Source organism: Streptomyces sp. SA15, assembly GCF_002291145.1.
GTDB lineage: Bacteria > Actinomycetota > Actinomycetes > Streptomycetales > Streptomycetaceae > Streptomyces.
The window spans coordinates 84,125-96,033 of the sequence record NZ_NTGE01000195.1 but is presented as its reverse complement, the minus strand read 5'-3'; the positions used below and the strand labels follow the sequence as shown (position 1 = coordinate 96,033).

Below are 11,909 nucleotides of genomic sequence, written 5' to 3'. Positions count from 1 at the left end.
GTGGTCGGCCGCGCCGTCAGCGCCCGTCATCCCCCGTCATCCCCCGTAGAGCAGCTCCTCCACCACGCCCCGCGCCCGCCGCGCCGTACGCCGGTAGTCGTCCAGCATGTCTCCGACATGCCCCGGGCCGTACCCCAGGTACCGCCCCACCGCGCCCAGCTCCCGCGCCTCCGACGGGAACGTGTCCGCGGCCCGTCCCCGCACCAGCATCACCGCGTTGCGCACCCGCGTCGCCAGCACCCACGCCTCGTCGAGGATCCCGGCGTCCTCGTCCGAGAGGAGGCCGGCCGCGCGGGCGGCGGCGAGGGCGGCCCGGGTGCGGGTCGTGCGCAGCCCGGCCACCTCCGACCCGTGCCGCATCTGGAGCAGCTGGACCGTCCACTCGACGTCGGACAGCCCGCCGGGCCCCAGCTTGGTGTGCAGCTTCGGGTCGGCGCCGCGCGGCAGGCGTTCGGTCTCCATACGCGCCTTCAGACGGCGGATCTCGCGTACGGCGTCGTCGCCGAGGCCCGCCTCCGGGTAGCGGAGCGGGTCTATCAGCTCGACGAAGCGGCGGCCCAGCTCCTCGTCCCCGGCGACCGGCTCGGCCCGCAGCAGCGCCTGCGACTCCCACACCAGCGACCAGCGGCGGTAGTAGGCCTCGTACGACTTCAGCGTCCGTACGAGCGGTCCGGACTTGCCCTCCGGCCGCAGGTCCGCGTCGATCAGCAGCGGCGGGTCGGAGCTGGGGATCTGGAGCAGGCGGCGCATCTCGGAGACGACCTTGTTGGCCGCCTCGGAGGCCGTACGGTCATCCACTCCTTCGTGCGGCTCGTGCACGAACAGCACGTCGGCGTCGGAGCCGTAACCCAGCTCATGCCCGCCGAAACGCCCCATGCCGATGATCGCGAACCGGGTGGGCAGGGTCTCCCCCCAGCCTTCCCGGACCACCGCGCGCAGGGTGCCCGCGAGGGTGGCGGCCGTCAGGTCGGACACCGCGTCGCCGACGCGGTCCATGAGCGCGCCCTGGTCGGCCTCGGCGGGCTGGGCCTCGGTGCCGTAGGAGCCGACGATGTCCGCGGCGGCCGTACGGAACAGCTCGCGGCGGCGGACACCGCGCGCGGCCGTGACGGCCTGCGCCGCGCCGTCCGCGCGGCCGACCGCGGCGAGGATCTCCTGCTCCAGGTGCGCCCGTCCGCGGGGTTCGAGGCCTCCCCCGTTGCCGTTGCCGAGCAGCGCCACCGCCTCGGGCGCGCGCATCAGCAGGTCGGGGGCGAGGCGGCCGGCGGACAGCACACGGGCCAGGTTCTCGGCCGCGGCGCCCTCGTCCCGCAGGAGCCGCAGATACCACGGCGTCCTGCCCAGCGCGTCGGACACCTTGCGGAAGTTGAGCAGTCCGGCGTCCGGGTCGGCGGAGTCCGCGAACCAGCCGAGCAGGACCGGCAGCAGCGTCCGCTGGATCGCGGCCTTGCGGGTGACGCCGGAGGCCAGTGCCTCCAGGTGCCGCAGGGCCGCCGCCGGGTCCGCGTAGCCGAGCGCGACCAGCCGTTCCCGGGCCGCCTCCGGGCTCAACCGGGCCTCTCCGGGGGCGAGTTGGGCGACCGCGTCGAGCAGTGGCCGGTAGAAGAGCTTCTCGTGCAGCCGTCGTACGACGCTGGTGTGCCGTTTCCACTCGCGGGTCAGCTCGGCCACCGGGTCGGCGCGCAGGCCGAGGGAGCGGCCGAGGCGGCGCAGATCGGCCTCGTCCTCGGGGACGAGGTGGGTGCGGCGCAGCCGGTAGAGCTGGATGCGGTGCTCCATGGAGCGCAGGAAGCGGTAGGCGTCGTCGAGCTGGACGGCGTCGGCGCGGCCGACGTAGCCGCCGGCGGCGAGGGCCTGGAGCGCGTCGAGGGTGGTGCCGCTGCGGAGGGAGGCGTCGGCGCGCCCGTGCACCAGCTGAAGGAGCTGTACGGCGAATTCGACGTCCCTCAGGCCGCCCGGGCCCAGCTTCAGCTCACGTTCGATCTCCGCGGCCGGGATGTTCTCGACCACCCTGCGCCGCATCTTCTGCACGTCGGGGACGAAGTTCTCGCGCTCGGCGGCCTTCCAGACGAGGGGTTCGAGGGCGGCGACGTACTGTTCGCCGAGTTCGGCGTCGCCGGCCACCGGGCGGGCCTTGAGCAGCGCCTGGAACTCCCAGGTCTTGGCCCAGCGCTGGTAGTAGGCGAGGTGACTGCTGAGCGTGCGCACCAGCGGACCGTTTCTGCCCTCGGGGCGCAGATTGGCGTCCACGGGCCAGATCGATCCCTCGACGGTCGTCTCCGAGCAGATGCGCATCATGTGCGAGGCGAGCCTGGTGGCCGACCGCAGGGCCTTGCCCTCGTCGGCCCCGTCGACGGCCTCCGCCACGAAGATCACATCGACGTCGGAGACGTAGTTGAGCTCATGGCCGCCGCACTTGCCCATCGCGATGACGGCCAGCCGGCACAGCGCGGCGTCCTCGGGCGCGGCGGCGCGCGCGATGGCGAGCGCGGCGCGCAGGGTGGCGGTGGCGAGGTCGGCGAGTTCGGCCGCGGTCTCGGCGAGGTCGGTGGTGCCGCACACGTCACGGGCGGCGATCGACAGCAGGCAGCGCCGGTAGGCGACGCGCAGGGAGACCGGGTCGGTGGCCTCGGCCAGGCCGCGTTCGAACTCCTCCACCCCCGGGTGGAGGTCGCTCGGTTCGTACATGACCAGGGCGTGCCAGTCGCCGGGGTGCCGGGCGAGGTGGTCGGCGAGCGCGGCGGAGGCGCCGAGCACGCCGAGCAGCCGGTCGCGCAGCGGCTTGGCCGCTATCACCGTGTCGAGCAGTTCCCGGCGGGCAATGTGGCCGGACTGCGCCTCCAGCAGCCGTACGAGACCGTGCAGGGCGAGGTCCGGGTCGGCGGTCGCGCCCAGCGCGTCGAGCAGCACCGGGTCGTTCCTCAGCGGCGCGAGCTCCGCGCTGTCGAGCAGGCGCTCGGCGGCGGAGGGATCGGTGAAACCGTGCCGCAGCAGTCGCGTGAAGGTGCTGCTCCTGCGCCCCGGCGCCGTCATCCCCGGCCTCCCGTCCGATCAAGGTCGTACGCGCCCGAGCCTAACCGCAGAGCTGGTGGGAAGCGCCGGGTCGGCCGGCGATGAGTTTCCGCGGGCGCGGAGAGTCTGGACCGGGAAGGCAGGGGAACGCGGAGTTACACCAGGCATGGAGGACGACCGATGAGCGAAAAGGAACCCGAGACCCGGCTCGACCCGCGCTACAGCGACGAGGCGGCCGCACCGATCCCCTGGCCCGACGCCGAGGCGCTGCTCGCATCGGCCGAGCTGTTCTGGATCTCGACGGTACGGCCGGACGGACGACCGCATGTGACACCGCTGCCGGCGGTCTGGGCGCACGGCGCGCTGCATTTCTGCACGGGCCCCGAGGAGCGCAAGGCGAAGAACCTCGCACACAATCCGCACGTCGTGCTGACCACCGGCACCAACATCTGGGACAAGGGCTACGACCTGGTGGTCGAGGGCGAGGCGGTGCGTGTGTCGGACAACGGGAGGCTACGCGAGCTGGCCGCCGGGTGGGAGGCGAAGTACGGCGAATTCTGGCACTTCGAGGTACGGGAGGGGTATTTCCACCACGGTCCTGGGCACGCCGTCGTCTATGCGGTGGCGCCGCGCACGGTTTTCGGCTTCGGTAAGGGGGAGCCGTTCAGCCAGACGCGGTGGCGGTTCTGACGTCCGACGTCTGGCATCCGACCTCGACGAGGGAGTCAGGCCATGGACATGAGCCTCGAAGTCGTTCTGCTGCCGGTCTCCGACGTGGACCGGGCCAAGGAGTTCTACCGGGACAAGGTCGGCTTCCACGTGGATCTCGACGACGAGGTGATGCCGGGCGTGCGGATCGTGCAGCTGACCCCACCCGGCTCCGGCTGTTCCATCGCCCTCGCCGACGGGCTGGAGGTCCCGACGGGGATGCCGCGGCCTGGGACGTACCACGGGCTGCAGTTGGTCGTCACGGACGCGAAGGCGGCCTACGAGGAGCTGACCGCGCGCGGCCTCGAGATCAGCGAGCCGCAGCAGTTCGCACCGCAGGACGGCGCGACCTTCATGTACTTCACGGACCCGGACGGCAACGGGTGGGCGGTGCAGGAGTTCCGGCGGCGGGCTGCGGAGCCGTTGCATCAGCTGTTGGCGGACTTGGCAGCTCGGCAGGGGTAGCCGGGACCGAGGGGCGGTCCCGGATACAGCAGGCGCCGGAGTGGCGGGGCAGTGCCGGGACCGGTCCCCGAGGTCCGCCCCTACTCTGCCGGGCATGCGAAGCACACCGTTGCTGTGTACCGCGATCCTCGCGGCCGTGGCCGTCCCCGCCTGCGGCACCTCCCAGGAGTCGGCGTCCTCACCACGCGCCTCCTCCTCCCCGGTCCGCTCGTCCTCCGCGCCGTCCTCCTCGGCGGCTGCCTCCGCCTCGGCCTCCGCCGAGGCGAGGCCCGATTTCTGCCTTCACCTGAACACGTTCTCCGCGGCTGCCGGCCCCGTCTTCGACCTGGCAGTTTTCGACCTCGCGACCGGCGAAACGCCCAAGAAGCGGGACGGCATGATCACTTCCGTCAACGCCATGGCGTTGTCGGGCACCCAGCTGTTGGACCAGGTACCGGCCAACTTGAACGACGACCTGCGCACGGTCGTCTTCGCGGCGGCCGAGGCGAAGAAGGAGCTGGCCACCGATGTTCCGGCCGCTGATGCCGTCGAGGGCCTGCTCACCGAGAAGGTGTCGGCGGCACGGGAGGCGGTCACCGCCTACCGAGGGCCTTGCTGAACAATGCGCGGAAGTTGCAGCGAGCCGGTGCTCGTCGACACGGGTGCGCCGTCGAACCGGCAGCAGTGGCTTGATCACGCCTGGAACCTTGTCGATCCGGCTGACCTGCGATGGGTCTTCCTGACCCACGAGTACCACGACCACGCGGGAAACGTCCGCGAGGTCATGGCCACCTGCCCGAACGCCATCCTGGTCACGACCTGGTTCTCGATGGCCCGCTACGCCATCGACACCGAGGAGTTCTGGATGCCGTTCAACCGCTCCCGCTGGGTGCGCGACGGCGAGAGTTTCACCGCCGGGGACCGCACGCTCCTCGCGATCAGGCCACCGTTCTTCGACAACCCGACGACGCGCGGACTCTTCGACCCCACGACGCGGGTCTACTGGGCGGCCGACACCTTCGCCACGGCCCTCCCACACCCCGCCGAGAACGCCGCCGACCTGGACCGGACGGCCTGGCGACGCTCTCTCCAGTGATTGGCAGATCTGTTCCACCGGCACGGCCATATGACCTGGGGTTTTCCTTCGCGGGGGTGGAACAGATCTGCCAATCCCCCAAACCTGCTCCGCCCTGTGCCTACAGCACCGGCAGGTTCTCGGTACGGCACCGTCCACCCGGAAAGGTCAGCTACCCAGCACGTCCATCAGGTGGTCGTCCAGGTCGGCCACCCAGTCCGCCCGCCGCCACGGCCGCAGCTCCCGCCGAGCCTGCCGCAGGCGCAGCGCAGGCACTCGACCGCCCGTGGCGGACGCCGCAGCCACGCACTGGTGCAGCAGTTCCGCCGCCGCGCGCGGCTCGCGGAGCCGGATCCGGGCGAGCGCCTGGTCGGTGGTGACGATCGCCCGCTGGACCTGCTCGCGAGGTGCCGACAGCACCTCCGCGGATCGCTCGAACCGGTCGTGCGCCGCTGCCGGGTCACCGACGTACAGCTCGCACACGCCCTCGAAACCCCGGAGGTGTGCGCTCGAGAAGCCGGTCGGGGCGGGCTCGTCGGCGTGGGCCGCCTCGATGTCGTACCAGGCGAGCCCCAATGCGGTCTGTGCCTGCCGGTCGTGCCCGCCCCGGGCCGCGAACTCCGCTTGCGTTCGACCTCGCGAACGCGGGGGGGCGCGTGGATCGGGGGTCTCGCCCTGGCGGCGGGCTTCGGCGCGACGTCCCCGGCGGTCGCCGGTGCGGGCCTGGCGGTGCTCGGTCTGGGGGTCGCCGCTGCCGCGGCTGTGGTGGACCGGCGTCGGGTCGCTCCGCAGACGGCGCGAGAGAGGATCGTTGCGACGCACGTGCCTCAGGAGTCGGAGGCGGTTCGCTCCTGACGGGCGCCGGGAACGGTCTGGCGCCGGTGCTCTGCGCTGCCGAAGGTCGCCGCTTACTGCATGCCCTGTTGACTGTTCACGGTGCCGACCGTGCGCCTGGTCAGAGATCGTCGGGGAGGATCCGGAAGTGGGTGTGCCTGCCGCCCAGCGGGCGGACGGCGCGGAAGTCGCGGAGGTCCCGGGTGAGGACGGCATCCGTGCCGTACTCGGCGGCCATCGCCACGTTCACCGCATCCACCAGGTCGAGGTCGAGCGATGCGTAGCGTGCTCGTACGGACAGCGCGGCGTCGAGGATCTCCGGTGTGGGCGGGGCCAGAATCAACCGCATCTGCCGCACCCGCGCCGTGAGGGACCGGAGGATTGCGTCGGCCGCGGCGCGTCCGGCGCGGCTGGTGGCCACCTGGTGCACCTCGGTCAGCGCCAGAGGGGTGGCAACGAGGAAGCCACACTGGTCCGCTGCCTTCCTGGCAGCTTGGTGGTCGGGGTGGGAGCGGTTGTAGAGGGTGAGGATTCCGGAGGTGTCGGCGACAGCGATCACGCCGCGTGTCCCCCGTTCCGGCGTTCCCGCGCCTCGTAGCCCTCGGTCACCGCGGTCCGAACGTCGTCCCTGGTGACAGGCCCTCCGAGGTCGAATGTCTCCTCGTCGGAGAGGAAGGGCTCCTCCCAGACGCGATGCGCCAATGCGATGCGGTGGAGGCCCTCGCGGATTATCTCGGCCTCGGAGACACCCAGACGGGCGGCCGCTTCCTTGATCAGTGCGAGGTCGCTGTCGTCGGCGTAGACATTGGTGCGCTTCAGGGCCATATCCTCATGGTACAGGACGTGTACCACGTCGTCGGCGCGTCTCGCCACAACTCGTCCTCGCCGAGCTCGATCACCTGCTCGGCGACGCGTGGAGCCTCCTACGCAGGCACGACCGTCCACCTGAACGTGGAGCTGTGCCCGAAGGCACCGACCCGGACCTCCCCAGCGCCCCTGGACCGACGACGGTAGCTGCGGCCCCGCCCCTAGGGGGTGTTTTGAAAGTCCCGCACAGCACCCACGGCGCCCGGCACGCACCCTCGCCGCACCGGCCAAAGACCCAAGTAGCTCCGCTACGAGGGCCTTCGTCCGGCACGCCGAGGGCACGCACCGAACACCGCGGGCACCGCACAGGACTTTCAAAACACCCCCTAGCCCATGGACGACCCTGGCGGTGGCGGGCAGGGCGGCCCCGCAACTGGCCGGCCGCTACCGCGCCGGACTCCGCCTCGCATCACTCATCCTCTGGCTCCGCGAACCCCGACGTGATCAATTGCCCGTCGGGGCACGGGCCGGCTTGCGCACCATGAACGCGTCCACCGGATCCTCGGCCTCGACCGTGAACCCGTGCCGCTCGTACAGCCGTCGGGCCGGACTGCCCTGCAGCACGTTCAACCGGACAGGGACGCCGCTGCGGTCACACCCCGCCAGCAGCTCGCGCAGCACGCCCGAACCGATACCGCTGCCCTGAAGATGCGGGGCCAGGTAGAAGTGCTCCAGCCAGTGAGTGTCCTCGGCCCGGCGCAGCGCCACGCAGCCGGCGAACGCGCCGCCAACCTCGATGACCCAGGTGTGCGCCGGTTCGAACCCGTCCCGCAGCCGCTGCCGCACGCGCTCCTCGTCATACCGCCCGAGCCGTTCCAGATCCGCCCGCAACACCACGGCACGCAGCTCTGCCACTGCTGCGACGTCCGACACCGACGCCGGCCGAATACCCCAGTCCACCATGATCGCCACGCTACCGCTCCGCGGCCGGAGGGCCCAGAGACGCCCAGCCTCCGGTTTCCCGGCCGGCGATCTACGCCGGGACAAGGACGGTGAGCCATTCCGCTTCACGTGGCCGGTATCCGTAACGATCCATCAGACCCGACACGGTCGCCGGGACGTGGCGGGCTCCGTAGACGATGGCCACCCGGATCGGCTCGTCGGCGCGCTCCGCGTGGATCTCGCCGAGCGCGTCGAGCAACCGTTCGTCGCGCCGATCGGTCATCGCATGCTCCACAGGATCGTCGGCCATCATCTCCGCCCGCAGCGTCGACGGCAGATCGTCGACTGCCAGGTCCTCATCGAGGAAAGCGCGCGGACCCCGCAGCGCGAACACCAGGCCCATCACGGGAGCCGCGACCAGGAGAAGCAGGTACGTCCACCGCGGCAGTGTCTTCAGGTCCGCGATCGCCTCCGCCGCGGTCACATCGGGGTTGATGACCGGCACGGACTCGGGAAGCAGCAGCTCATCGCGCTGCTCCTGCAGGCCGTTGCGCCGACGCCGTGGGGCGAACCGGTAAGCAAGCGTGAGGGCACTCACTCCGACCGAATTCCCTCGGATTCCCTCCATGACTATGAGGTCGCATTCCCTGAGCCTGATGCGGACCTGGGAGTAGAACGTCGGCGACGCCACATGCAGCATCGGGAAGATCACGAATTCAAGTGGCTTCCCTGTCCGCCTCATGGTGATCACAGCAGATCGGACGGCATACCCGGTCACCTCGATGATTTGCATGACTCCCCCGCGAACCTCGCCCGGTTTCCCTTCCACCCGTACCAGGACACGAGCCCGCGCAGGGCCGCGGTTCCCTCTGCCCAGGAGGAGTGAGACGCCACGGGGCCGACGGTCCACGACCGTCGGCCCCGGCAGTCAGATCAGCGGGAAACCCGCTCCGACCCGCCCTTACAGCACCGGCAGGTTCTTCCGCAGCTCGAAAGCCGTGACCTCGCTGCGGTACTCCTCCCACTCCTGCCGCTTGTTGCGGAGGAAGAAGTCGAAGACGTGCTCGCCCAGCGTCTCCGCCACCAGGTCGCTGCGCTCCATCAGCGTCAGCGCCTCGCCCAGGTTCTGCGGCAGCGGCTCGATGCCCATCGCGCGGCGCTCCGCGTCCGACAACGCCCACACGTCGTCCTCGGCGCCCGGCGGGAGTTCGTAGCCCTCCTCGATGCCCTTCAGGCCGGCGGCCAGCAAGGCGGCGTAGGCCAGGTACGGGTTCGCGCCGGAGTCGATCGAGCGGACCTCGATGCGGGCCGAGCCGGTCTTGCCGGGCTTGTACATCGGGACGCGGACCAGGGCCGAGCGGTTGTTGTGGCCCCAGCAGATGTACGAGGGGGCCTCGCCGCCGGCGCCGGCCGTGCGCTCCGTGCCGCCCCAGATGCGCTTGTAGGAGTTGACCCACTGGTTGGTGATGGCGGAGATCTCCGCCGAGTGCTTCAGCAGGCCCGCGATGAAGGAGCGGCCGACCTTGGAGAGCTGGTACTCCGCGCCGGACTCGTAGAACGCGTTCCGGTCGCCCTCGAAGAGCGAGAGGTGCGTGTGCATGCCGCTGCCCGGGTGCTCGGAGAACGGCTTCGGCATGAAGGTGGCCTGGACGCCCTGCTCCAGCGCCACCTGCTTCATGACCAGGCGGAACGTCATGATGTTGTCGGCGGTGGAGAGTGCGTCCGCGTAGCGCAGGTCGATCTCCTGCTGGCCCGGCGCGCCCTCGTGGTGGGAGAACTCGACCGAGATGCCCATGGACTCCAGCATGGTGATCGCCTGGCGGCGGAAGTCCATGCCGATGTTCTGCGGGGTGTGGTCGAAGTAGCCGGAGTTGTCGGCCGGGGTGGGCCGGGAGCCGTCCAGGGGCCTGTCCTTGAGCAGGAAGAACTCGATCTCCGGGTGGGTGTAGAAGGTGAAGCCCAGGTCGGAGGTGCGGGCCAGGGCCCGCTTCAGCACATAGCGCGGGTCGGCGAAGGACGGGGAGCCGTCCGGCATGAGGATGTCGCAGAACATACGGGCGGTGCCGGGGGCCTCGGCACGCCATGGCAGGACCTGGAAGGTCGACGGGTCGGGCTTGGCGATCATGTCCGACTCGTATACGCGCGCGAAACCCTCGATCGCGGAGCCGTCGAAGCCGATGCCTTCGTCGAAGGCCTGTTCCAGCTCCGCCGGGGCCACGGCCACGGACTTGAGGAAGCCCAGCACGTCCGTGAACCACAGCCGTACGAACCGGATGTCACGCTCCTCCAACGTCCGGAGCACGAACTCCTGCTGCTTGTCCATCTTCCGCTTCCCCATCCTTGCTGGTCAGGCCGCCTGTCTCCCGCACCACGGGAGGCGGTCGGGCACCTGAGCATCCCACCACAACACCATTTCATGCGCGTTGCGCACCTTGATCGTGCGGCCGACCTCCGTGCGAACGCCTCGCGTACCGTAGGTGTACAGCTCTGAGCCCATCTTGCCTGCTCGGACTGACATCCGTAATGCCCGGAGGTCGGGAACCTGCCCGTGCGGGGCGTCGCAACTTCGGCCATTCCCGTGCCCTCGCTACGAGAGGCCCCTCCTCCCGCATTACGATCAGCAGACCCGACCGGCCCTCTTTCCTCAGAAGGACACACACCTCATGGGTTCCGCCAAGAAGAGCAGCAGCGCCGAGCGCAAGGCGCGAATAGAGGAGATGCGGCGCGCCGAGCGCGCGCGGGAGCGCCGCAACCGGGTGCTCACCATCGCGGCCAGCGTGGTGGTCGTCGTCGGCCTCGTGGTCGGCGGTGTCGTCCTGGTCCAGTCGCAGTCCGACGACGACAGCACGGTGGCCCAGAGCACAGGCAGCTTCGTCACCGGCGCGGACGGCGTGAAGACCTGGAAGGGCAAGCTGAGCCAGACCCACGTCACCAAGACCGTGAAGTACCCGACCGAGCCCCCGGTCGGCGGCGATCACAACCAGGTCTGGATGAACTGCAACGGTGACGTCTACACCAAGGAGATCAACAACATGAACGCCGTGCACTCCCTGGAGCACGGCGCGGTGTGGGTGACGTACACCAGCAAGGCCCCGAAGGCGGACGTGGACGCGCTGGCGGCGAAGGTGAAGCAGACGCCGTACACGCTGATGAGCCCGGACGAGAAGCAGGCCGACCCGATCATGCTGACCGCGTGGGGGCACCAGCGCACGGTGACGGGCGCCGACGACCCGAACGTCGACAAGTTCTTCGAGAAGTTCGTGCAGGGCGAGCAGACGCCGGAGAAGGGTGCCGCGTGCACGGGAGGTCTTTCGCAGTGAGGTCGCCCGCCGGAGTGGCCGTCGCCGTGGCCGGGGTGCTCGTGGCGGCCGGCGCGATCACTTATGCCGTGGCCGAGGACGGCGGTTCGAGCGAGACTCCGGCCGCCGACTCCGCGGACGCCGGGTTCGCGCGGGACATGGCGGTGCACCACCAGCAGGCCGTGGAGATGTCGTACATCGTGCGCGACCGCACCGACGACGAGGAGGTGCGGCGCCTGGCGTACGACGTCGCGCAGACGCAGGCCAACCAGCGCGGCATGCTGCTGGGCTGGCTCGACCTGTGGGGCCTGCCGAAGGTGTCCGCCGACCCGCCGATGACCTGGATGGGCATGGGCGACATGGCCTCCGGCAAGGACGGGGCGCTGATGCCGGGCATGGCGACCAACAGCGAGATGAAGAAACTGGATTCGCTCAGCGGTAAGCAGGCCGAGGTCTTTTATCTGCAGCTGATGACGGACCACCACGAGGGCGGTATCCATATGGCCGAGGGCTGTGTGGACAAGTGCACCGTCGGCGTGGAGAAGCAGTTGGCGCAGGGCATGGTCGAGGGGCAGCAGTCGGAGATCGACCTGATGGCGGGGATGCTCAAGGAGCGGGGCGCCGAGCCGCGTTCGTAGGCGTCAGCAGTTCGCGGGGCGCAAGCGGCTCGTAGGGCCTAAAGCCTCAAATCGCCCTGCGCAGCGCCTCCTTGGTGTCTTCTTGGCCTTGGAGGCGTCTTCTTGGCCTCCGATTTCCCCTGGCATGAACGGTTCATCGCGAGAGTGACA

General features: G+C 70.2%; 13 protein-coding genes and 1 pseudogene. 7 read left to right on the top strand and 7 right to left on the bottom strand.

Going from position 1 to position 11,909, the window contains the following annotated elements:
- Positions 1-36: 36 nt before the first annotated feature.
- A complete protein-coding gene (locus tag CLM62_RS41605) occupies positions 37-3,033 on the bottom strand; it encodes a bifunctional [glutamine synthetase] adenylyltransferase/[glutamine synthetase]-adenylyl-L-tyrosine phosphorylase (protein WP_095755067.1) in 2,997 nt (998 codons plus the stop codon).
- Between the two features lie 159 nt (positions 3,034-3,192).
- Here CLM62_RS41605 and CLM62_RS41600 point away from each other — a divergent pair, with 159 nt between their 5' ends.
- From CLM62_RS41600 to CLM62_RS41585, 4 genes are all read left to right on the top strand, one after another.
- Positions 3,193-3,702 (top strand): pyridoxamine 5'-phosphate oxidase family protein, encoded by a 510-nt coding sequence (locus CLM62_RS41600; RefSeq protein ID WP_095755066.1) that lies wholly within the window; start codon positions 3,193-3,195, stop codon positions 3,700-3,702.
- A gap of 42 nt (positions 3,703-3,744) precedes the next feature.
- Positions 3,745-4,185: a VOC family protein gene (locus tag CLM62_RS41595; RefSeq protein ID WP_095755065.1), complete on the top strand. Its 441-nt coding sequence runs from the start codon at positions 3,745-3,747 to the stop codon at positions 4,183-4,185.
- A 94-nt stretch (positions 4,186-4,279) separates the two neighbouring features.
- Positions 4,280-4,783 carry a hypothetical protein gene (locus CLM62_RS41590; protein ID WP_095755064.1) on the top strand — a complete coding sequence of 168 codons (504 nt, stop codon included), beginning with the start codon at positions 4,280-4,282 and terminating at the stop codon, positions 4,781-4,783.
- A gap of 3 nt (positions 4,784-4,786) precedes the next feature.
- A complete protein-coding gene (locus CLM62_RS41585; RefSeq protein WP_257004394.1) occupies positions 4,787-5,260 on the top strand; it encodes an MBL fold metallo-hydrolase in 474 nt (157 codons plus the stop codon).
- Between the two features lie 147 nt (positions 5,261-5,407).
- Here CLM62_RS41585 and CLM62_RS53335 read toward each other — a convergent pair whose 3' ends face one another.
- On the bottom strand, positions 5,408-5,815 hold the full coding sequence (locus tag CLM62_RS53335) for a hypothetical protein (RefSeq protein WP_373559239.1): 408 nt from the start codon (positions 5,813-5,815) through the stop codon (positions 5,408-5,410).
- Positions 5,816-5,865: 50 nt separating this feature from the next.
- Here CLM62_RS53335 and CLM62_RS53330 point away from each other — a divergent pair.
- Positions 5,866-6,094: pseudogene (locus tag CLM62_RS53330) on the top strand (MFS transporter); the annotation flags it as partial.
- A gap of 100 nt (positions 6,095-6,194) precedes the next feature.
- On the opposite strand, the gene CLM62_RS41570 reads toward CLM62_RS53330, so the two are convergent.
- From CLM62_RS41570 to glnA, 5 genes are all read right to left on the bottom strand, one after another.
- Entirely contained in the window at positions 6,195-6,632 is a 438-nt protein-coding gene (locus tag CLM62_RS41570) for a type II toxin-antitoxin system VapC family toxin (protein WP_095755063.1), read from the bottom strand.
- On the bottom strand, positions 6,629-6,898 hold the full coding sequence (locus tag CLM62_RS41565; protein ID WP_095755122.1) for a CopG family transcriptional regulator: 270 nt from the start codon (positions 6,896-6,898) through the stop codon (positions 6,629-6,631). Before CLM62_RS41565 ends, CLM62_RS41570 begins: the two co-directional genes overlap by 4 nt.
- Positions 6,899-7,384: 486 nt before the next feature.
- Complete coding sequence (locus tag CLM62_RS41555) at positions 7,385-7,843, bottom strand: GNAT family N-acetyltransferase (protein WP_095755121.1); 459 nt, start codon at positions 7,841-7,843, stop codon at positions 7,385-7,387.
- Positions 7,844-7,913: 70 nt separating this feature from the next.
- The gene (locus CLM62_RS41550; RefSeq protein ID WP_218835667.1) at positions 7,914-8,420 is read right to left on the bottom strand and encodes a hypothetical protein; all 507 of its coding nucleotides are present in this window, start codon (positions 8,418-8,420) and stop codon (positions 7,914-7,916) included.
- 363 nt (positions 8,421-8,783) lie between these two features.
- Positions 8,784-10,145 (bottom strand): type I glutamate--ammonia ligase, encoded by a 1,362-nt coding sequence (glnA, locus tag CLM62_RS41545; protein WP_095755120.1) that lies wholly within the window; start codon positions 10,143-10,145, stop codon positions 8,784-8,786.
- 340 nt (positions 10,146-10,485) lie between these two features.
- Between glnA and CLM62_RS41540 the strand changes: the two genes are divergently transcribed.
- Together CLM62_RS41540 and CLM62_RS41535 are read left to right on the top strand one after the other, a co-directional pair.
- The gene (locus CLM62_RS41540; protein WP_095755061.1) at positions 10,486-11,142 is read left to right on the top strand and encodes a DUF3105 domain-containing protein; all 657 of its coding nucleotides are present in this window, start codon (positions 10,486-10,488) and stop codon (positions 11,140-11,142) included.
- Between the two features lie 14 nt (positions 11,143-11,156).
- Entirely contained in the window at positions 11,157-11,759 is a 603-nt protein-coding gene (locus CLM62_RS41535) for a DUF305 domain-containing protein (protein ID WP_179382456.1), read from the top strand.
- The last annotated feature ends 150 nt before the right edge of the window (positions 11,760-11,909 follow it).

What these genes read in the sequence shown, in the direction of transcription:
- CLM62_RS41605 (WP_095755067.1), bottom strand. Translation starts at nt 3,033, where the DNA reads ATGACGGCGCCGGGGCGCAGGAGCAGCACCTTCACGCGACTGCTGCGG.
- CLM62_RS41585 (WP_257004394.1), top strand. Translation starts at nt 4,787, where the DNA reads ATGCGCGGAAGTTGCAGCGAGCCGGTGCTCGTCGACACGGGTGCGCCG.
- CLM62_RS41555 (WP_095755121.1), bottom strand. Translation starts at nt 7,843, where the DNA reads ATGGTGGACTGGGGTATTCGGCCGGCGTCGGTGTCGGACGTCGCAGCA.
- CLM62_RS41540 (WP_095755061.1), top strand. Translation starts at nt 10,486, where the DNA reads ATGGGTTCCGCCAAGAAGAGCAGCAGCGCCGAGCGCAAGGCGCGAATA.
- CLM62_RS41590 (WP_095755064.1), top strand. Translation starts at nt 4,280, where the DNA reads ATGCGAAGCACACCGTTGCTGTGTACCGCGATCCTCGCGGCCGTGGCC.
- CLM62_RS41565 (WP_095755122.1), bottom strand. Translation starts at nt 6,898, where the DNA reads ATGGCCCTGAAGCGCACCAATGTCTACGCCGACGACAGCGACCTCGCA.
- CLM62_RS41595 (WP_095755065.1), top strand. Translation starts at nt 3,745, where the DNA reads ATGGACATGAGCCTCGAAGTCGTTCTGCTGCCGGTCTCCGACGTGGAC.
- CLM62_RS41600 (WP_095755066.1), top strand. Translation starts at nt 3,193, where the DNA reads ATGAGCGAAAAGGAACCCGAGACCCGGCTCGACCCGCGCTACAGCGAC.
- glnA (WP_095755120.1), bottom strand. Translation starts at nt 10,145, where the DNA reads ATGGACAAGCAGCAGGAGTTCGTGCTCCGGACGTTGGAGGAGCGTGAC.